The sequence below is a fragment of the Flavobacterium sp. DSP2-3-1 genome (assembly GCF_049896865.1).
Lineage (GTDB): Bacteria > Bacteroidota > Bacteroidia > Flavobacteriales > Flavobacteriaceae > Flavobacterium.
Genome location: NZ_JAFCVD010000002.1, coordinates 192304 through 210890 on the forward strand (window position 1 = coordinate 192304; position 18587 = coordinate 210890).

Here is an 18587-nt window from a genome sequence, read left to right on the forward strand (position 1 = left end):
CACTTGCAATGGAAATCGATAAAATCTTATCTGAATTAAGTTTCAAAGCAGTACGCAGCAGTGGAGCTGGCGGCCAGAACGTAAATAAAGTTTCCTCGAAAGTGGTATTAAGTTTTGATGTGCACCATTCTCAGGGGTTAACGGATGAGGAAAAACTGTTGGTTGCAACCAAATTATCTTTCAGATTGACTACTGATGCTGTTCTGATCTTGAATTGCGATGAACACCGAAGTCAGTTTAGAAATAAAGAAATTGTAATTAAGCGATTTTTGGAATTGATTAAAAATGCATTATTTATTCCTAAGGAAAGAAAGCCCACTAAAATTCCAAAATCAGTAATTAGAAAGCGAATAAAGGATAAAAAGAATATTTCTGAGGTCAAGAAAAATCGCAGGAAACCAGATTTAAATTAATTGTAATTTTTAGTTTTATTTTTTTTTAAAATCTAACGGTCAAACTATCTGAATATCTAAAAATCTTTTCTAAATTTGCGCTGTCTCAAAGGGGTGCTCTAAATAACGAGCTGAGATTATACCCAACGAACCTGAACAGGTAATGCTGTTAAGGGAAAAAATGATAAAAAAATAGCGTGCACACTACTTTATTTGTCATAGAAAACAATCATTTTTTAATTTAACAAAAGAATAATTCCCCCTTTTATTCGTAATCTTTTTACGGATGAATACTTTACTTTATATTATTGGCCACAAAGGCAAAAAAGCACAAAGCGCAAAGGCGAAACCTTCAAACTCACTTTCGATTCGTCTATTTTCTATTTTCTTTTCTCTGTTTTCTTTTCTCTGTTTTTCTCAAATTAAAGACACCACAAAAGTAAACCAACTTGATGAAGTCTTGGTTTCTGCGGTGCGGGTTACTACAAAAACACCGGTAAGTTTTAGCAATTTAGGTAAAAAAGAAATTAAATTCCGTAATTTAGGACAGGATATTCCTATTCTGATGAATTATTTGCCGTCAGTTGTCACGACTTCTGATGCAGGAAATGGTGTAGGATATACCGGAATTCGGGTTCGTGGTAGCGATGCCACCAGAGTAAATGTTACGATCAACGGAATTCCGTACAATGATTCTGAAAGTCATGGAACCTATTGGGTAAATATGCCTGATTTTGCATCATCATTGGAGAGTTTGCAATTGCAACGCGGCGTAGGAACATCAACTAACGGAGCGGGTGCTTTTGGCGCCAGCTTAAATATGCTTACCGATAATTTTTCCAAAGAAAGCTCGGGTGAACTTTCCAACTCTTTTGGAAGTTTCAACACCAGAAAACACACCGTAAAATTTAGTACAGGTTTAATGAACAATCATTTCGAAATCGCGGGACGACTATCGGCTATCAAGTCGGATGGATTTGTGGATCGTGGAGCATCTGATTTGAAATCGTATTTCCTGCAGGGAACGTACGTGGGTAAAACTACTTTGATAAAAGCATTGGTTTTTGGAGGTGCCGAAAAAACGTATCAGTCTTGGAACGGAATAGATGCAGAAACGCTGCAAAATGATCGAACATTCAATTCAGCAGGTGCTTTTACGGACGAACAAGGAAATGCTCGTTTTTATGACAATGAAACCGACAATTACCAGCAAGATCACTCTCAGTTGCATTGGAACGAAAAAATATCTGAAAACTGGAATACTAATTTTGCTTTGCATTACACCAAAGGAAAAGGATTTTACGAAAATTATAAAGAAGACGCTGATTTTGCTGATTATGGATTACAGCCCGCTGGCGCAGTAACAACGACGGATTTAGTGCGTCAGAAATGGTTAGAAAATGATTTCTACGGAACTACCTTTTCTGCTAATTATAAAGATGAAAAACTGGATGTTATTTTTGGTGGTGGATGGAACAAGTACGAAGGCGATCATTTTGGTAAAGTGATTTGGGCACGAAATGCCTCGCAGAGTGAGTTAGGAGATCGCTATTATGATGATTATGCCATTAAAACGGACGGAAATATTTTTGCGAAAGCTAATTACCAAATCACGGAGCAATTAAGCTTATTTGGAGATTTGCAATATAGATCCGTCAATTATAAAGCCAACGGCGTTCAGTCAACAGTTGTGGATGATACTTTTAATTTCTTTAACCCCAAAACGGGATTTACTTACACAATCAATTCTGGAAATTCGGTGTATTTGTCTTATGCCAGAGCCAATCGCGAACCGAATAGGAGTGATTATGAAGGCGGAAATGTAAAGCCGGAAAAGCTGAATGACTTTGAATTGGGTTGGAGATATGTTGCAGAGAAAGTACAATTCAATTCGAATGTGTATTATATGGCCTACAAAGACCAGTTGATTCTGACAGGAAGTTTAGATGATGTAGGCGCTCCAATACGTTCCAACAGCGAAAAAAGTTATCGTTTAGGGTTGGAAGTTGATGCTACAATAGCGTTAACAAACCAATTGATTATTCGTCCTAATTTTACGTTGAGTGCCAATAAAAATATTGATTTAGCAGTTGAAGGTCAGGATTATGGGACTACTGAAATCGCATACTCACCATCAATTATTGCAGGAAATATTTTGGTTTATACACCAGTAGAGAATCTTCATATTTCATGGTTGCAAAAATTCGTTGGGGAACAATACATGAATAATATCGAATTGCCGGCTGCAAAGTTGGCAGATTATTTTGTGAATGATTTGAACGTTGCGTTTGAGTTTAAGCCAAAATCGGTTTTTAAATCGATTATTTTGACGGGTTTAGTAAATAATTTTTTGGACAAAAAATATGTTTCTAATGGATATATGTATGATATTTATCCGTATTATTATCCGCAAGCGGGAATTAATTTTCTTGCCGGATTGACACTGAAGTTTTAGCGTATTATATCAGTTATAATGAAAAAAATCCTGATAGTTTAACTGTCAGGATTTTTTGAATAGTACTATTAGCAAGGAATTTTGATGCAAATCTATCTGAAAGTTAATTTTATTTTTTTAGAAAAAAAATATTCTGTTTTAAATTTGTCAGAAAAATAAAATTTGTTCTTATAGGATTTGAATTCTCGTAGTAATAGAATTAAATCTATTGGATTTAAACACCAAAATGTAAGATAGTTAGAAATATGAGTATAAAATTAAACTTGTTAAATTTTAGTTAATTAAACAAGGCAATTCTTTAAATTATATTTTTTTTTTGAAATTTACAATGGTTAAACAAAAAACTATTTATAATCTCAATCACTATTACAATGAAAAATTTCAAACCTTTATTCATCATCATTTTGTTTTCTCTAAGCCTTGAAAGTTATTCGCAAATCGCTGTAACAGGATATTCTCATTATGCTTTGGGAATAAATACCAATAAAAACAAGGCAGTAAGTTTTGAAATAAAGATTTTTACCAACAATTATTTAGAAGATATGCCGGTAGAAGGTACTGTGTTTTATAATTTTAAAACTAAAGAATACCACAGATTCTCCATTGGATTTGGGATTAATTTGAGTCCCTTTAGTAGTCCTGATCAAATGAATTCATTTGTGATTCCAGCCGTATTAGAAATTTTTCCAATCAAGGATTTTAAAAAAATAGCGATAATTTTCGAACTGGCACCAGAATTTAGGTTTGAAGATGATGTTATTATCAGAAGCCTTTTTGGTATTAGATATACTTTTGACAAAAAAAATAATTCAAAATTGTAACTCAGAATATAATATTTCCCTTTTAAAACAAGCGCTTTGTCATCATTTTAAAAAATCCGAAAAGTTTTTAAACGTTCCTGATTTTTTGGTTTAATTATAAACCCGAAGTGACGTTCCGTTGACTTGAACTCTATATTGCTTCATAGGATATTTTAGTGTCCCCTGTCCAGTAAATAAACTGTATTCTTCAGTGTCACATGCGCAAACGGCGTTTATACCATTTATGGTCATGGTAGAACAAGAACTTATCGCTTGATTGGGACATGCGGCATCAAAAGCATTGTAACCACTGCCGCTATTAAAAATAATAATGCCACGTGCGCCTATTCCGGGATAATAAACCGAATTGCTTACGTATTTAAGATTCGAAGACGCTGGCAAATTCATATTAATATCTATCGTAAAAGTGTAATTAGGGACAAAAGGATTTGTGTTGTCAAAACCTGAATCACTGCACGAAAAAAAGAAAGGAACAGCAACGAAGAGCAACAGAATTTTTTTCATTTTAAAATAGTGTCAAAGTATTAGTGAAACAAATTTAATTTATTTAACTTTGAATTATATATGATTAACGTATATTTATTGACGAAAAAGAAATAATAATATCTTTGTGGAAAGAAATCCCGTCCTGATGGGATTTTTTCTATTTATATAAATGAGGAATTTATGAGTACAGTATCGTATTACACCGCAGAAGGTTTAAAAAAATTAAGAGAAGAATTGGATTATTTAAAGAGCGTAATGCGTCCAAAAGCATCCGCGGATATAGCTGAAGCAAGAGATAAAGGCGATCTTTCTGAGAACGCAGAGTATGATGCGGCTAAGGAAGCACAAGGCATGCTTGAAATGCGTATTGCTAAATTAGAAGACGTACATTCGAACGCTCGATTAATTGATGAGTCTCACCTAGATCTTTCTAAAGTATTGGTTTTATCGAATGTAAAAATTAAAAACCAAACCAACGGAATGGAAATGACTTATACATTAGTTGCCGAAAGTGAAGCCGATTTAAAAACAGGTAAAATCTCGGTTACATCACCTATTGGAAAAGGTTTGTTAGGAAAATCAGTTGGAGAATTTGCTGAGATCACGGTTCCGAACGGTGTTTTGAAATTTGAAATTTTAGAAATTTCACGCGATTAAACAGCGAAAGATTTAACAATTAACCCATTTCACAATGTCAAGTATTTTTACAAAAATTATAAACGGAGAAATTCCGTGCTACAAAATTGCTGAAGATGAAAATTTCTTGGCTTTTTTGGATGTAAATCCAAATGCAAAAGGACACACGCTTTGTATTCCGAAACAGGAAATAAATAAGATTTTTGAGATGGAAGATGATTTGTATGCGGGACTAATGCAGTTTTCTAAGAAAATAGCAATTGCCCTTGAAAAAACGGTTCCTTGTAAACGAATCGGAATGGCAGTTGTAGGACTTGAAGTTCCTCATGCGCACGTTCATTTGATTCCGTTGAATGAAATGGATGAAATGCGTTTTCACAATAAAGTATCGCTGTCCAAAGACGAATTTGAAGCTTTGGCAGAAAGTATAAAAACCAATTTATAATAGTTGCAGAAATAAAATATTTTGGTATGGTTTTCGTTTAAAAGGGAATAGGTGAAAACCTGTTCCCTTTTCTGATTTATGAAGCCTTCATTCTATACTATGAAAAACATTTTTTTCTTTCTTTCTTTCTTTTGCTCACTTTTTAGTTTTGGACAGGTCAACACTGAATATTCTTTGATTGATGCTAAAATGGCGGCTATTCCCGAGAAAGCGACAACTTCAACCCAAGCAATTGCAAAGTATATCAATGCAAATTTTAAAACAGAAACGGATAAAATCCGAGCTGCATATTATTGGACGTCATCTAATATCAGTTATGATGTTCCCGGAATGTATGCAGTAAATTTTAGCGAGACGGTACAACAAAAAATCACAAGGGCTTTAAAAACCAGAAAAGGCGTTTGTATTCATTACGCCTCTGTTTTTAATGATCTCTCCCAAAAAATAGGAATTCAATCCTATATAATTGAAGGATACACTAAACAGAATGCAAAAGTAAGTGAGCTGGCTCACGCTTGGATTGCCGCAAAAATCGATAAAAAATGGTATGTTTTTGACCCAACCTGGGGCTCAGGTTATGTCAATAATGGGAGATTTTATAAAAAATTAGATAATGCTTATTTTAAAGCAGAACCTTCTAAAATAATCGCTTCCCATATTCCATTTGACTATTTATGGCAATTTTCGAATTATCCTATTACTAATAAGGAGTTTTATGAAGGTAAAATCCAAATCAATACAAGCAAGAAATACTTTGATTTTGGGAAAGAAATCGCCAAATATAATGGCTTGTCTGAAGCTGATCAATTATTTGCTTCAGCACAACGAATCGAAAAAAACGGATTGATCAACGGCATGATTTCAGCACGGTATGAAGGTAAAAAGAAACAATTAATCTATTTACAACACAGTACTAATATAGAAAAATTAAATTCAATTGTGAATGAAATGAATGAGGCCGTTGTGTTATTAAATGATTTTGTCCGTTATAGAAACAATAAGTTCAGCCCTGTTTTTTCAGATGATGAAATTTACCGTATGATTGAAGCACCAAGAGAAAAATTATCCAAATGTCAAAATGATATTTACAAAGTTGGCTCAGTGGGCAGTGAGAATGCTTCAAATGTAGCTTCCATCAAAAAATCTATAAGCAGAGCTGTGTCGCAAGCCGAAGAGCATTCTTCTTTCGTGCAAGACTATTTGAATTCCTCTAAAACAGTCAGAAAAACGATGTTCTATAAAGTGTCCCGTTTAGGAGCTCGTTAAGTTAGATTTTTTTTTAAACTTACTTGCATTGTTGTTCCTTTGCCAATTTCAGAATTTAAGACTTTTATGGTTCCTTTATGGTATTCCTCCACGATTCTTTTGGTTAATGAAAGTCCCAATCCCCAACCTCTTTTTTTGGTGGTAAAGCCAGGTTCAAAAATGCTTTTAAACTGTTTTTTTTTAATTCCACCGCCGGTATCTGAAACGTTTATTTTTACATAATTTCCTTCTTGATCAATTTCTAAAGCTAATTTTCCTTTTCCTTTCATCGCATCGATGGCGTTTTTTACCAAATTTTCGATTGTCCAACTGTGAAGGGTGGGATTGAGGGACACCATAATAGGAGCTTTTGGCGCTGTGAACGAAAACTCAATTTGTTTGGAGAATCGGGATTGTAAATAGTCATAAGATTGCCGTGTTTCGGCTACAATATCTTTGTTTTCTAATTTGGGTTCCGAGCCTATTTTCGAAAAACGATCGGTAATGGTTTGCAAACGTTCAATGTCTTTTTCAATTTCAAAAGTGGTGCTTTCATCCTCATTTTCGGATTTTAAAAGTTCGACCCAACCAATTAGAGAAGAGAGTGGGGTTCCGATCTGGTGTGCAGTTTCTTTGGCCATACCGGCCCAAAGTTTGTTTTGCGTTGCCATTTTGGTACTTCGATAAAAATTGTAAACTAAACCGCCAAAAAGCACAATAATTAGCACTAAAGCAACGGGATAATATTTTAATTTATTTAGTAAAGCCGAATTTCCATAATAGAGTTTTTGAAATTTTCCGGGGACATATTCAATGACAATAGGCACGTTTTCGCTTTTTAAATCATACAAAAATGCGACTGCCTTTTTATTGTTTTTTACAATAACCTCATCAATGTTCACGGTGTTTATAATGCTGTCATTTTCTGTGAGTATAATAGGAATCGATGTATTGTCACTAAAAATTTGAAGCGGAAGGTCAACATCTGTATTTTCACCAGCGTTAATCAGTGTTTTTTGAGCTTGTGCCCAAAGATTCATTTTTAATCGTTCTTCATTTTTGAAAATTTGAAAAAAGGTGTAGGTGTTCCAAAGTATCAGTGAAATGATTAAAAAAGAGGCGAAAATTATAATCCAACGGGTTGTATTTCTTCTTTCAGAAAACTGCATAAATGAAAATTTGAATTATAAATGTAACGAAATAAATGCTGCAGTATTTTAGTTTTACTTAAAGATTTTTTTTTAAAATAAATCCACACATAATTTTATTCAAATTGGGACTTCTGCTGCAAAAACTAAATCGATTTGTCTACTTTTGTATCTTAAGCAAATTTTGAAATATATGATTACTATTGATCCAAAAAGCATTGAAACGGCGAAATTACAGGGTTATTTGCAATGTTCAGTGGGGCCAAGACCTATTGCTTTTGCCAGTACCATGGATGCAAAAGGAAATTCAAATGTGTCGCCTTTTAGTTTCTTTAATGTGTTTAGTGCGAATCCCCCAATCCTTATATTTTCACCCGCAAGACGCGTTCGGGACAATTCAATAAAACACACGTTAATTAATGTTGAATCAACTGGGGAAGTAGTCATTAATGTGGTGAATTATGATATGGTTCAACAGATTTCCTTGGCCAGTACGGAGTACGCTGATGGTGTTGATGAGTTTTTAAAATCAGGCTTGACGCCGATCGCTTCGGAGGTAGTAAAACCCTTTCGAGTAAAAGAATCGCCTGTTCAATTTGAATGTAAAGTCACTCAGATTATTCCGCTTGGGACAGAGGGTGGAGCTGGGAATTTAGTGCTTTGTGAAGTAGTTCGTATTCATATTGACGAGTCTGTTTTAGACGAAAATAGAGCAATTGATCAATATAAAATTGACTTGGTTTCCAGATTAGGCGGCAATTGGTATTCCAGATCGAACCAAGGACTTTTTGAAGTGCCAAAACCATTATCTACATTAGGAATTGGAGTGGATGCAATTCCTAATTTTGTAAAAGAAAGTCCGGTTTTCAACGGAAATGATTTAGGTATGTTGGGGAATGTAGAAGCCTTGCCTACACCAGAAGAAGTTAGTATATTTGTACAACAGAATTTTGCTGTAAAAGGAGTTTTAAGTGCTGATGATCAGCAAAAAGTACACTTGGCGGCAAAAAAATATCTGGATGACAATGATGTTTTATCGGCTTGGAAAGTACTTTTGGCAAAATAATAATATTATAAATAACATTAAAAACAACGAAGATGGAAGTTTCAGGAAAAATTAAAATGCTTGGGGATGCAAAAAATGTGGGAAGCGGAAGTTTCTTGAAAAGAGAATTAGTTGTAACCACTGAGGAGCAGTATCCACAACATATTTTAGTAGAATTTGTACAAGATAAGTGTGATTTATTGAACAGTTTTAAAGTGGGTGAAGCGGTTAAAGTTTCTATCAATTTGAGAGGACGCGAATGGGTTGATCCGCAAGGAGTGACTAAATATTTTAACGCCATCCAAGGTTGGAGAGTAGAAAGAGTATCGACTGAAGCGACTGCTGCGCAAATGCCTCCGATGCCAGCGGCTGAAGCATTTGCACCAGCAACAAACCTAAACGAAGAAGAAGCAGACGATTTACCATTCTAAGAGATAAAAAAGTCACAAGTTACAAGTCAGAAGTTTGAGTTTTACTTAAATTTCTGACTTTTTTATTTTTTGAAATTGCGATTGCCATTAATTTTTGAAATTGAAAAATGTATTATTTATCTTCAGATTTATTTTTTCCGCCTGTTTCCGAAGCCAATTGGGATGGCGTTTTGGCCATTGGCGGAGATTTATCTTTGGAACGATTGCAGCTTTCTTATAAAAGCGGCATCTTTCCATGGTTTGAAGAAGGCGAACCCATTATGTGGTGGTCACCAAATCCGAGAATGGTGCTATTTTTGGGTGAATTGATTGTTTCAAAAAGTATGCGAAACATTCTGAATAGGAATATTTTCACTGTTACTTTCAATCAAAATTTCAGAGACGTAATTTCAAACTGTCAAAATATAGAACGTGACGGTCAAAACGGAACTTGGATTACCAATGACATGATAGAAGCCTATTGTAAACTTCATGAATTAGGAATAGCAAAATCAGTTGAGGTCTGGCAAGATAAAGTATTAGTTGGTGGTTTATACGGAATCGATTTGGGACATGTTTTTTGTGGTGAAAGTATGTTTTCAATAGTATCAAATGCGTCAAAAGTGGCTCTTATAGCGTTGGTCAACCAATTAAAAAAGGAAGATTATAAACTCTTGGATTGTCAGGTTTATAATCCTCATCTCGAAAGTTTGGGTTGCAGGGAAATTGACAGAACAGATTTTATGAAAATATTAAAAAGTAAATAATATTTAAAATTTTAGCTTCTTAAAACTCCAATCCAACGTATTAAAAAGAACCAATTCATTTTTCAATGTTGGCAAATTCATAATCAGTTTCAACGTCTCCTGCGCCATCATTGTGCCAATAATTCCCGGAAGCGTGCCTAGTACACCATTAAAATTGCAATTAGGAACATCTTTAGGATTTGGTGGTTCAGGGAATAAGTCACGAAGATTTTTATTTCCATTATAGTTGAAAACCGCCATTTGTCCCTCAAATTTTAAAATGCTGCCGTAAATCAATGATTTTCCTAAGATCACACAGGTATCGTTTACTAAATAGCGAGTAGCAAAATTATCACTCCCATCCACAACTACATCAAAATTCATGATGATTTGCATAGCATTTTCCATAGTTAGTTTTTCTTCAAAAGCAACAATATCAATCAATGGATTTAAAGATTCCAAAACTGATTTTGCTGTAAGTGCTTTTGATTTGCCAACTTGCTGTTCCGTGTATAAAATTTGGCGGTGTAAGTTGTGCAATTCGATTTTGTCAAAATCAACTATGCCAATAGTTCCTACTCCGGCCGTTGCAATATATTGTAAGATTGGACAACCCAATCCGCCTGCGCCGATCATTAAAACTTTAGCTTTTTTGAGTTTTTCCTGTCCGGAATCGCCTATTTCCGGCAGCATCATCTGGCGGTTATATCGTAAAAAATCTTGAATGATACTCATTTTTTTAGTCTTAAAGTTGAAAAGTCATAAAGTTGGAAAGTCATAAAGTTGAAAAGTCAAAGGTTAAAAACAGGTCAGTTCGAGCGCATTGGAGAACTTTTTTAAAGTCGGTTGCTATTAGTAATAGATATAAGGTGTGGACCCATGTTGCTTTCTAAACTTTTAGATTATTGACTCTTGACTCTTGGCCTTTGACTAAATTTTTTGACTTTCGACATTCGACCTTTGACTAAAATTTTTATCCCAATCCTTCCAAACGGGTTCGTACCCTTTGCTGGAAATAATTTTTGCAATTTCGGCAGCAGAACGTTCATCGCTGATTTCAAATTGTTCCAAGGACTGTGGATCAACTACATAACCGCCCGGATTAGTTTTGGAACCGGCACTCACACTGGTGATTCCGATTGGAATAATATTATCTCGAAATTTTTCGTTTTCACGTGTGGACAGGGAAATTTCTAAGTCTTCATTCCACAAACGATAGGCACAAATGAGCTGGGTCAAATCAGCATCATCCATGATAAAGTTGGGTTTAATAACTCCTTCAGCCGGTCGTAATCTGGGAAATGAAACTGCATATTTAGTTTGCCAATACGTTTTTTGTAAATAATCTAAATGCAAGGCATTAAAAAAACTGTCAGTGCGCCAATCTTCTAATCCTAATAAAACCCCTAATCCTATTTTATGAATACCAGCAGTTCCAACTCGATCCGGTGTTTCTAGACGAAAATCAAAATTGGATTTTTTGCCTTTTGTATGGTATTGTTTATAAACATCGCGATGATAGGTTTCCTGATATACTAAAATCGAAAAGACACCCGCTTCGTGTAATTGTTCGTATTCTTCTGTACAAAGCGGTTGCACTTCGGCTGAAATGGTAGAGAAATCATTTCTTATTTGAGCAATTGCCTTTAGAAAATAATGGATATTTACCGTGTGATTGGCTTCGCCAGTAACCAACAAAACATGATCAAATCCCGCTTTTTTCAGGACCTCAATTTCTTGCGTAATTTCATTTTCGGTAAGCGTTTTTCGTTTTATTTTGTTGTCTAAACTAAACCCACAATACGTACAAATGTTTTGGCATTCGTTGCTTAAATATAAAGGAGCATACATTTGAATCGTTTTACCAAATCTTTTTTTTGTTAATTCATGTGTCAGCTGTGCCATTTGCTCTAAGTAAGGTTTGGCAGCTGGTGAAACTAATGCCAAAAAATCATCGAGACTGCGTTTGTTTTTGGATAAAGCCTGTTCAACTTGAAGTGTTGTTGTGCCGTATATTTTGGATTTAATACTATCCCAATCATAGGTGTTAAAAACCGAATTAAATGTTTTCATAGTTTTTTTGTAAAAAGAATATGCTGTTTTTTGGCACGCAGATTTTACGGATTTTTGCAGATTTTTCTATGATTTCTCAATTTTATTTGCAAAATCTGAGTACTAATCTTTTATTCTCAATTATAATTTATTTGCAATTCTTTTAATGTCATTTAAAATAGTGACTGTGTTAAAATTGACAAGTAGGCCTAATTTTTTATCAGTAAGTTTTAAATAGTTTGTAATTTGTTTATAGTGAATAGGTGCTAAATCTTCGACAGATTTTAATTCAATAATTACTTTGTCTTCTACTAATAAATCAATTTTAAAAGCAACATCTAATATAATTTCGCAGTAAGGAATAGTGATTTCAAGTTGTCTTTCAACTTTTAAATTTATTTTAGTTAATTCATAATACAAAGCACTTTCGTAAACAGATTCAAATAATCCTGGACCGAGAGTGTTGTACACTTTGAAAATGGCTCCTCTTATTTTGAATGATATGTCGTTTTCGGTCATTTTTTAAGAATTTAGAATTAGTGCTAATTAAAAACTAAATATAGTTATTTTCGTACAATTAAGTAACAGCTATTGTATAATTTCGTATTTTAAAATCAGACAAAATGACGCAATAGATTGATTTTAAATTACTGTTTACAATAGTACTTCTTTTGACTTTACGACGTTTAAACTTTCGACTAGCTTATAAATTTTTGTTGCACGCAGATTCTAGGGATTTTAGCAGATTTTTTATTTACCATCTGCGTAAATCTGTAAAATCTGCGTGCCATTTTTTCAGTGGTTTTCTTGTAAATAGACCAAAAAACATTACTCGTACAAAAACGCTGTCAAAGGACTTGAAGCTATCGCACGATTTACTTTTTGCGCTAATTGCGCTTCGTAAGCTTTTCTGCCGGCAATAACCGCTTCTCTAAAAGCTTCTGCCATCAATATTGGATTTCCTGCCACAGCAATTGCTGTGTTTACCAAAACTGCATCAGCGCCAAGTTCCATTGCTTTTGCAGCATCAGATGGTGCGCCAATTCCGGCATCTATAATCACGGGAACGTTGCTCTGTTCGATTATTATTTCTAAAAAATCGATGGTTTTTAATCCTTTGTTACTACCTATTGGAGAACCTAAAGGCATCACCGCTGAAGTTCCGGCGTCTTCCAAACGCTTGCACAAAACCGGATCTGCATGGATGTAAGGCAAAATAATAAACCCTAATTTGGCTAAAGCTTCCGTAGCTTTTAAGGTTTCAATTGCATCGGGCATTAAATATTTTGGATCGGGATGAATTTCCAGTTTAAGCCAATTGGTTTCCAAGGCTTCTCTCGCTAATTGTGCCGCAAAAATGGCTTCTTTGGCATTACGTGCGCCAGAAGTATTGGGTAGCAAATTAATCCTTGGATGTTTAAGATGGGATAAAATGGCATCGGTTTTGGTTTCTAAATCGATACGTTTTAGTGCCACGGTTACCAACTCGGTTCCAGAGGCTAAAATGGCTTCTTCCATCTGTTGATTCGAACCGAATTTTCCTGTGCCTAAAAACAAGCGGGATTTAAAGGTTTTGTCTCCTATTTTAAATGGTAGCATATAATTTGACGTTAAGTTGAGTGATAAGTTGAGATAGATTTTCGCTTTGTGTAATCAAACCGGAAACGGCTATGCCGTGAATTCCAGTTTTCATTAGACTTTCTACATTTTCAAGTGTAATTCCTCCAATGGCATAAATGGGAATTTGGATGTTTTTTATTTTCGTTTGTTGGATTATTAATCGGTACCCTTCCAATCCTAAAATGGGGCTTAAATTTTGTTTGGTTGTCGTAAATTGAAACGGACCCAGACCAATATAATCACACTTTTCGGCTGTTCTTTGGAGCACATCTTCAAAAGTGTTTGCAGTTACCCCAATGATTTTTGTTTTTCCTAAGATGAGTCTTGCTTCTTTAGCGCTCATGTCACTCAAACCTAAATGAACTCCATCTGCATCCAATTGCTTTGCTAAATGGACGTTGTCATTGATGATAAAAGTGGCTAAGTATTCTTTGCATACTATTTTTACGGCTTCCGCCAAAGTGAAAACTTCAAGCGCGTTTTGATTTTTGAATCGCATTTGTATCCATTCACAACCATTATCCAGTGCTTTGTGAATGTTGTGCAATTGTTCTTCGACTGTATTTCCTTGCGAAATGTATTGTAGCTTATTAAACATGATGGTATCCTAATTTGGTTTGATTAGATTGTAAATAGGTTTCTATATATTTTTTGGCATTGAAGCAAGCCGTTTTTAAATCTTGTCCTAAAGCTAAATTGGCTGTAATCGCTGATGATAATACACAGCCGGAGCCGTGTTTTTCGAAAACCAAAGTAGTATTTGGCGCGAGCCTGAAGATTTCCTTTCCAGTATATAAACAATCAACACCAATTACCAGAGGATTGTGACCCCCTTTTAGTAATACAGCACAATGTTTTGATACATCGTGAGCAATTAAATTCGGATTTTTTTCTGCTGTAGAAAACTGTAATATTTCATTGTAATTGGGTGTTATCAAATCTATTTGTTCTACTATTTCAATCAAAAGAGTTTGATTGTCTATCGTTATAAAAGGGAATTCGGTTGTAGATTTTAAAACGGTGTCCCAAACGATCTTTGTTTTTGGCGAAAGCTTTTTTATAGCAAAAACAATATCTTTCAGGTAATCCAGTGAAGGAACAATTCCAATTTTCACTGCTTTGATACTGTAATTTTTAAACAGTTTATCCAGTGTTTTCAAAACATAAGCTTGGTCAGTCCATTCCATTTCGAAGAACTGATTTTCGGTTTGAATGGTATTGCCGGTATTGACAGCAAAACCATAAACGTGATGTTGCTCGAATGTTTTGATGTCTGCCAAAACCCCTGCGCCTCCAGACGGATCAAAGCCTGCAATTGTTAATACGAAAGACCTATTTTCTGACATAGTTTAAAATTTTCTATTGAATGATTACTGTTCCAAATGGTTCCTAAAAGGGCCACATCATCAAAGCCATATTTTAATGCGGTTTTGATTTTATCATAAGTAATTCCTCCTAGTGCTACTAATGAAGTTTCGTTATTCTTTCTTTGTTCCAATTCCTTTACAAAGTCAATATTCGAAATGTACTTTGGTTTAGAAATACTTTCGAAAACTGGTCCGAAAAAAGCATAAGCAAAAACAGTAGATAGTTCTTCAAAATCAATCATTTGATGAATCGAAGTAGAGAGTGAAAATCCGTTTTTCTGCCAGATTTTTAAACTTTTCTCGGATGTTTCAATTCTTGCTTTTTCTGTAAAATGGATCCGATGTATTCCAGCTGCGGAAGCCAGTTGATGATGACTGTGCAAAACCAATTGCTGTCTGAAATCGGATTTTATTTCGGATAAAAAAGCGTTCGTTTCTGTTTCTGAAAAATCAGGTTTCCGAATATGAAGCAACTCCAGTCCATTCTCAAAAAGAGAATGAATGGTGTCGATTTCATTAATTACAGGAAGGGGATTTGTGATTACGATCATGACTTTGCTCTATTCTCTTTTCTAGATCTTCTAATTTTTTATATGTAAATTTCTTTTCCGCTTTCCACAAATTCTTGTGATTTCTCTTTCATTCCTTTTTCGGTTTCGGCTACATCACGAATTTCCTGGGAGATTTTCATAGAACAAAATTTTGGTCCGCACATGGAACAAAAATGAGCTACTTTGGCGCCATCTGCCGGTAATGTTTCATCATGAAATTCACGAGCTGTATCTGGATCTAAGGATAAGTTGAATTGGTCTTCCCAACGGAATTCAAAACGAGCTTTGCTTAAAGCATTGTCACGGTATTGCGATCCGGGATGCCCTTTGGCCAAATCAGCGGCATGAGCCGAAATCTTATACGTGATTACGCCGTCTTTAACGTCTTTTTTGTTGGGTAAACCAAGGTGTTCTTTTGGAGTCACGTAACACAACATCGCACAACCGTACCAACCAATCATAGCCGCGCCAATGGCAGAAGTGATGTGGTCATAACCTGGAGCAATATCCGTTGTTAATGGTCCTAAAGTGTAAAACGGAGCTTCGTCACAATGTTCCAGTTGTTTATCCATGTTTTCTTTTATCATGTGCATTGGTACGTGACCAGGGCCTTCAATAAATACTTGAACATCGTGTTTCCAGGCTACTTTTGTCAGTTCACCAAGTGTTTCTAATTCGGCAAACTGAGCGGCATCATTCGCATCGGCAATAGAACCTGGGCGCAAACCGTCTCCTAATGAAAACGCTACATCATATTGTTTCATGATTTCGCAAATTTCCTCAAAATGGGTGTAAAGAAAGTTTTCCTGATGGTGAAACAAACACCATTTTGCCATAATAGAACCGCCACGGGAAACGATTCCGGTAACACGTTCCGCAGTCAAATGAATGTAACGCAATAGAACACCAGCATGGATTGTAAAATATGAAACACCTTGTTCTGCTTGTTCGATTAACGTATCCCGATAAACTTCCCAAGTCAAGTCTTCGGCCACGCCATTTACTTTTTCTAGCGCTTGGTAAATAGGCACTGTTCCAATTGGCACTGGAGAATTTCGAATAATCCATTCTCTGGTTTCGTGAATGTTTTTACCCGTAGACAAATCCATAATCGTGTCAGCTCCCCAGCGGCAAGCCCAAACTGCTTTTTCTACTTCTTCTTCGATAGTTGAGGTTACGGCACTGTTCCCAATGTTAGCATTAATTTTTACCAAGAAGTTGCGACCTACAATCATAGGCTCACTTTCGGGATGGTTGATGTTATTTGGAATAATGGCGCGGCCTCTGGCTACTTCGCTGCGGACAAATTCAGGTGTGATTTTAGATTTTGGCGTATTGGCTCCAAAACTATTTCCATTGTGTTGGCATTGCATTGCCTTGGTTTGTTCGTTTATCAACTCCAAGCGTTGGTTTTCACGAATGGCAATGTATTCCATTTCGGGAGTAATGATTCCTTGTTTTGCATAATACAATTGGGATACGTTAGCTCCTTTTTTGGCACGCTTGGGTTTGTGTAAATATTCGAAACGCAATTCGTTTAGTTTTTCGTCATTCAAACGCTTTTTACCGTATTCGGAAGAAATTTCAGTTAACTCTTCTACATCATTACGATTCAGAATCCATTGTTCCCGAATTCGGGGCAGTCCTTTTCGAATGTCAATTTCGATATTCGGGTCGGTAAATGGACCGGAAGTATCATAAACGGTTACGGGAGGATTTTTTTCTATTCGGCCATTTGACATTTTAGTGTCAGCCAATGTAATTTCCCGCATCGCTACTTTTATGGGATGAAGGGTTCCGTCTACATAAATTTTTGTAGAGTTTGGAAAAGGAGTGGTTGATATTTTTTCTTCGGATTTCATTTGTAGTGGTCTTAAAGTTTATTGAACTATTTTTTCACGCAGATTCGGGAGATGGAGCAGATTTTTTTGTCTTGACTCTTGTTTCTTAAATCGTTTTGAACTCTTTTATATAGTAATTTTTTCGGACATATAGTTCTGCTAGGGATAGTAATGGAAAGCCCGTAAAGTTGAAAGCCAGATAAAACAAGGATTAGTGAAGCGACCATAAGGAAGCTTTGACTAAGACTATGTTTTATAGGATTGTAACTGCGGACTTAAAATGGATAGCCCGCCCGAGCAGCCAAACTATCCTCCTTGAGTTGCAGAGATAATTAGAATGTCGTCGGTTTCTTGTATTCGGTGAGAATTCCAGTTGGATTTTGGAATAACGGTGTTGTTAATGGCTACGGCAATTCCATTTTGTTTAATGGGAATTTCCAAGTCGAGAAGTGCCTGAAGAGTTAGACTGTCAGTCGCAAATTGTTTTGTTTGATTGTTGATTTTGAGTTCCATTCCTTTTGAATTTAGTATACAATTATACTTTAGGAATGGCTATAGGAGTACATAAATATACCAGGAAGTCATCTTACTTTTCCCTACGCTAGTATGAACTAGATCAGGTTCAGAGGGTAATTCTCAGCCTACAATGTTGTAGACACCCCTAAAGTGTTAAACAAATGTAGGATATTTTTTTAGATGTAATTCTTAAATTTTGAAAAAAAAAAGAAACTTTTTAAACTTGTTTTGTTATTGATTTTTGAAAAATTACTGTTTTTTCCAACAATTGACTACATGATCATCGACCATTCCGGTTGCTTGCATGTGTGCATAAACTACCGTAGAACCGACGAATTTGAAGCCGAGTTTTTTCAAATCTTTGCTTATTTCATCAGAAAGTGGCGTGGTTGAAGGAACTTCTTGTAAAGATTGCCGGTTGTTTTGAATGGGTTTCCCTTCGGTGAATTCCCAAATGTATTTGGAAAAGCTGCCAAATTCTTGTTGGACTTTCATAAAGGCAATCGCATTGGAAACAGCTGCACGAATTTTTAATTGATTGCGAATTATTCCGGCATCTTGAAGTAATTCCTGGATTTTATCTTCGGTGTAAAGTGCTACTTTTTTATAGTCAAAATCATCAAAAGCTAATTTAAAGTTTTCTCTTTTTCTTAGGATTGTAATCCAACTTAGTCCAGCTTGGAACGTTTCCAAGATTAGAAATTCAAATAATTTTTGATCCTCATAAACAGGAACTCCCCATTCTTCATCATGGTATTTTTTATATAAATCACTTGAGGAGCACCAACCACATCGCATTTTCTCATCCATA

General features: G+C 35.3%; 21 protein-coding genes and 1 riboswitch. Of the genes, 9 read left to right on the forward strand and 12 right to left on the reverse strand.

Annotated features, from left to right (window positions below):
- The first annotated feature begins 8 nt into the window (after positions 1-8).
- The 3 genes from arfB to ACP7AT_RS03145 all read left to right on the forward strand — a co-directional run bounded on the left by arfB (position 9) and on the right by ACP7AT_RS03145 (position 3668).
- Entirely contained in the window at positions 9-413 is a 405-nt protein-coding gene (gene arfB, locus ACP7AT_RS03135) for an alternative ribosome rescue aminoacyl-tRNA hydrolase ArfB (protein ID WP_426062900.1), read from the forward strand.
- A gap of 265 nt (positions 414-678) precedes the next feature.
- Positions 679-2847 carry a TonB-dependent receptor gene (locus tag ACP7AT_RS03140; protein ID WP_426062901.1) on the forward strand — a complete coding sequence of 723 codons (2169 nt, stop codon included), beginning with the start codon at positions 679-681 and terminating at the stop codon, positions 2845-2847.
- 371 nt (positions 2848-3218) lie between these two features.
- Positions 3219-3668, forward strand: coding sequence for a hypothetical protein (locus ACP7AT_RS03145; RefSeq protein WP_426062902.1), 450 nt, complete (start codon positions 3219-3221; stop codon positions 3666-3668).
- Between the two features lie 90 nt (positions 3669-3758).
- On the opposite strand, the gene ACP7AT_RS03150 is transcribed toward ACP7AT_RS03145, so the two are convergent.
- Positions 3759-4172: a hypothetical protein gene (locus ACP7AT_RS03150; RefSeq protein ID WP_426062903.1), complete on the reverse strand. Its 414-nt coding sequence runs from the start codon at positions 4170-4172 to the stop codon at positions 3759-3761.
- Between the two features lie 162 nt (positions 4173-4334).
- Here ACP7AT_RS03150 and greA point away from each other — a divergent pair, with 162 nt between their 5' ends.
- From greA to ACP7AT_RS03165, 3 genes are all read left to right on the forward strand, one after another.
- Entirely contained in the window at positions 4335-4811 is a 477-nt protein-coding gene (gene greA / locus ACP7AT_RS03155) for a transcription elongation factor GreA (RefSeq protein WP_426062904.1), read from the forward strand.
- Between the two features lie 34 nt (positions 4812-4845).
- Positions 4846-5235, forward strand: a complete 390-nt coding sequence (locus ACP7AT_RS03160; RefSeq protein WP_426062905.1) for an HIT family protein — start codon at positions 4846-4848, stop codon at positions 5233-5235.
- A gap of 99 nt (positions 5236-5334) precedes the next feature.
- Positions 5335-6501, forward strand: coding sequence for a transglutaminase domain-containing protein (locus tag ACP7AT_RS03165; RefSeq protein WP_426062906.1), 1167 nt, complete (start codon positions 5335-5337; stop codon positions 6499-6501).
- Here ACP7AT_RS03165 and ACP7AT_RS03170 read toward each other — a convergent pair.
- A complete protein-coding gene (locus tag ACP7AT_RS03170; protein ID WP_426062907.1) occupies positions 6498-7649 on the reverse strand; it encodes a sensor histidine kinase in 1152 nt (383 codons plus the stop codon). The two genes, ACP7AT_RS03165 and ACP7AT_RS03170, sit on opposite strands and share 4 nt — an antisense overlap.
- Before the next feature lie 172 nt (positions 7650-7821).
- On the opposite strand from ACP7AT_RS03170, the gene ACP7AT_RS03175 reads away from it, so the two are divergent.
- The 3 genes from ACP7AT_RS03175 to aat all read left to right on the forward strand — a co-directional run bounded on the left by ACP7AT_RS03175 (position 7822) and on the right by aat (position 9850).
- Complete coding sequence (locus tag ACP7AT_RS03175; protein WP_426062908.1) at positions 7822-8694, forward strand: flavin reductase family protein; 873 nt, start codon at positions 7822-7824, stop codon at positions 8692-8694.
- A 32-nt stretch (positions 8695-8726) separates the two neighbouring features.
- The gene (locus ACP7AT_RS03180) at positions 8727-9104 is read left to right on the forward strand and encodes a DUF3127 domain-containing protein (protein ID WP_426062909.1); all 378 of its coding nucleotides are present in this window, start codon (positions 8727-8729) and stop codon (positions 9102-9104) included.
- Positions 9105-9211: 107 nt separating this feature from the next.
- On the forward strand, positions 9212-9850 hold the full coding sequence (gene aat / locus ACP7AT_RS03185; RefSeq protein WP_426062910.1) for a leucyl/phenylalanyl-tRNA--protein transferase: 639 nt from the start codon (positions 9212-9214) through the stop codon (positions 9848-9850).
- Between the two features lie 3 nt (positions 9851-9853).
- Here aat and ACP7AT_RS03190 read toward each other — a convergent pair whose 3' ends face one another.
- From ACP7AT_RS03190 to ACP7AT_RS03235, 10 genes are all read right to left on the reverse strand, one after another.
- A complete protein-coding gene (locus tag ACP7AT_RS03190; protein ID WP_426062911.1) occupies positions 9854-10564 on the reverse strand; it encodes a HesA/MoeB/ThiF family protein in 711 nt (236 codons plus the stop codon).
- 195 nt (positions 10565-10759) lie between these two features.
- Positions 10760-11902 carry a 2-iminoacetate synthase ThiH gene (gene thiH / locus ACP7AT_RS03195; RefSeq protein WP_426062912.1) on the reverse strand — a complete coding sequence of 381 codons (1143 nt, stop codon included), beginning with the start codon at positions 11900-11902 and terminating at the stop codon, positions 10760-10762.
- A 120-nt stretch (positions 11903-12022) separates the two neighbouring features.
- Entirely contained in the window at positions 12023-12400 is a 378-nt protein-coding gene (locus ACP7AT_RS03200; protein ID WP_426062913.1) for a GxxExxY protein, read from the reverse strand.
- 309 nt (positions 12401-12709) lie between these two features.
- A complete protein-coding gene (locus tag ACP7AT_RS03205; protein WP_426062914.1) occupies positions 12710-13480 on the reverse strand; it encodes a thiazole synthase in 771 nt (256 codons plus the stop codon).
- On the reverse strand, positions 13467-14099 hold the full coding sequence (locus tag ACP7AT_RS03210) for a thiamine phosphate synthase (RefSeq protein ID WP_426062915.1): 633 nt from the start codon (positions 14097-14099) through the stop codon (positions 13467-13469). The genes ACP7AT_RS03205 and ACP7AT_RS03210 overlap by 14 nt, the downstream gene beginning before the upstream one ends.
- A complete protein-coding gene (locus ACP7AT_RS03215; protein ID WP_426062916.1) occupies positions 14092-14847 on the reverse strand; it encodes a hydroxymethylpyrimidine/phosphomethylpyrimidine kinase in 756 nt (251 codons plus the stop codon). Before ACP7AT_RS03215 ends, ACP7AT_RS03210 begins: the two co-directional genes overlap by 8 nt.
- Positions 14820-15419 carry a thiamine phosphate synthase gene (locus ACP7AT_RS03220; RefSeq protein ID WP_426062917.1) on the reverse strand — a complete coding sequence of 200 codons (600 nt, stop codon included), beginning with the start codon at positions 15417-15419 and terminating at the stop codon, positions 14820-14822. The genes ACP7AT_RS03215 and ACP7AT_RS03220 overlap by 28 nt, the downstream gene beginning before the upstream one ends.
- Before the next feature lie 38 nt (positions 15420-15457).
- Positions 15458-17281: a phosphomethylpyrimidine synthase ThiC gene (gene thiC / locus ACP7AT_RS03225; protein ID WP_426062918.1), complete on the reverse strand. Its 1824-nt coding sequence runs from the start codon at positions 17279-17281 to the stop codon at positions 15458-15460.
- Positions 17282-17566: 285 nt separating this feature from the next.
- Positions 17567-17773, reverse strand: a complete 207-nt coding sequence (gene thiS / locus ACP7AT_RS03230) for a sulfur carrier protein ThiS (RefSeq protein WP_426062919.1) — start codon at positions 17771-17773, stop codon at positions 17567-17569.
- A gap of 63 nt (positions 17774-17836) precedes the next feature.
- A riboswitch (TPP riboswitch) is annotated at positions 17837-17933 on the reverse strand.
- 92 nt (positions 17934-18025) lie between these two features.
- Entirely contained in the window at positions 18026-18586 is a 561-nt protein-coding gene (locus tag ACP7AT_RS03235) for a DNA-3-methyladenine glycosylase I (RefSeq protein ID WP_426062920.1), read from the reverse strand.
- Between the last annotated feature and the right edge of the window lies 1 nt (position 18587).

Excerpts from the sequence above, each read along its gene's own strand:
- ACP7AT_RS03160 (WP_426062905.1), top strand. The coding sequence starts at position 4,846 with ATGTCAAGTATTTTTACAAAAATTATAAACGGAGAAATTCCGTGCTAC.
- ACP7AT_RS03145 (WP_426062902.1), top strand. The coding sequence starts at position 3,219 with ATGAAAAATTTCAAACCTTTATTCATCATCATTTTGTTTTCTCTAAGC.
- arfB (WP_426062900.1), top strand. The coding sequence starts at position 9 with ATGGAAATCGATAAAATCTTATCTGAATTAAGTTTCAAAGCAGTACGC.
- ACP7AT_RS03235 (WP_426062920.1), bottom strand. The coding sequence starts at position 18,586 with ATGGATGAGAAAATGCGATGTGGTTGGTGCTCCTCAAGTGATTTATAT.
- ACP7AT_RS03210 (WP_426062915.1), bottom strand. The coding sequence starts at position 14,099 with ATGTTTAATAAGCTACAATACATTTCGCAAGGAAATACAGTCGAAGAA.
- ACP7AT_RS03220 (WP_426062917.1), bottom strand. The coding sequence starts at position 15,419 with ATGATCGTAATCACAAATCCCCTTCCTGTAATTAATGAAATCGACACC.
- ACP7AT_RS03140 (WP_426062901.1), top strand. The coding sequence starts at position 679 with ATGAATACTTTACTTTATATTATTGGCCACAAAGGCAAAAAAGCACAA.
- thiS (WP_426062919.1), bottom strand. The coding sequence starts at position 17,773 with ATGGAACTCAAAATCAACAATCAAACAAAACAATTTGCGACTGACAGT.
- ACP7AT_RS03205 (WP_426062914.1), bottom strand. The coding sequence starts at position 13,480 with ATGCTACCATTTAAAATAGGAGACAAAACCTTTAAATCCCGCTTGTTT.
- ACP7AT_RS03175 (WP_426062908.1), top strand. The coding sequence starts at position 7,822 with ATGATTACTATTGATCCAAAAAGCATTGAAACGGCGAAATTACAGGGT.
- ACP7AT_RS03150 (WP_426062903.1), bottom strand. The coding sequence starts at position 4,172 with ATGAAAAAAATTCTGTTGCTCTTCGTTGCTGTTCCTTTCTTTTTTTCG.
- ACP7AT_RS03190 (WP_426062911.1), bottom strand. The coding sequence starts at position 10,564 with ATGAGTATCATTCAAGATTTTTTACGATATAACCGCCAGATGATGCTG.
- ACP7AT_RS03170 (WP_426062907.1), bottom strand. The coding sequence starts at position 7,649 with ATGCAGTTTTCTGAAAGAAGAAATACAACCCGTTGGATTATAATTTTC.
- ACP7AT_RS03180 (WP_426062909.1), top strand. The coding sequence starts at position 8,727 with ATGGAAGTTTCAGGAAAAATTAAAATGCTTGGGGATGCAAAAAATGTG.
- ACP7AT_RS03200 (WP_426062913.1), bottom strand. The coding sequence starts at position 12,400 with ATGACCGAAAACGACATATCATTCAAAATAAGAGGAGCCATTTTCAAA.
- thiH (WP_426062912.1), bottom strand. The coding sequence starts at position 11,902 with ATGAAAACATTTAATTCGGTTTTTAACACCTATGATTGGGATAGTATT.
- ACP7AT_RS03165 (WP_426062906.1), top strand. The coding sequence starts at position 5,335 with ATGAAAAACATTTTTTTCTTTCTTTCTTTCTTTTGCTCACTTTTTAGT.
- thiC (WP_426062918.1), bottom strand. The coding sequence starts at position 17,281 with ATGAAATCCGAAGAAAAAATATCAACCACTCCTTTTCCAAACTCTACA.
- aat (WP_426062910.1), top strand. The coding sequence starts at position 9,212 with ATGTATTATTTATCTTCAGATTTATTTTTTCCGCCTGTTTCCGAAGCC.
- greA (WP_426062904.1), top strand. The coding sequence starts at position 4,335 with ATGAGTACAGTATCGTATTACACCGCAGAAGGTTTAAAAAAATTAAGA.
- ACP7AT_RS03215 (WP_426062916.1), bottom strand. The coding sequence starts at position 14,847 with ATGTCAGAAAATAGGTCTTTCGTATTAACAATTGCAGGCTTTGATCCG.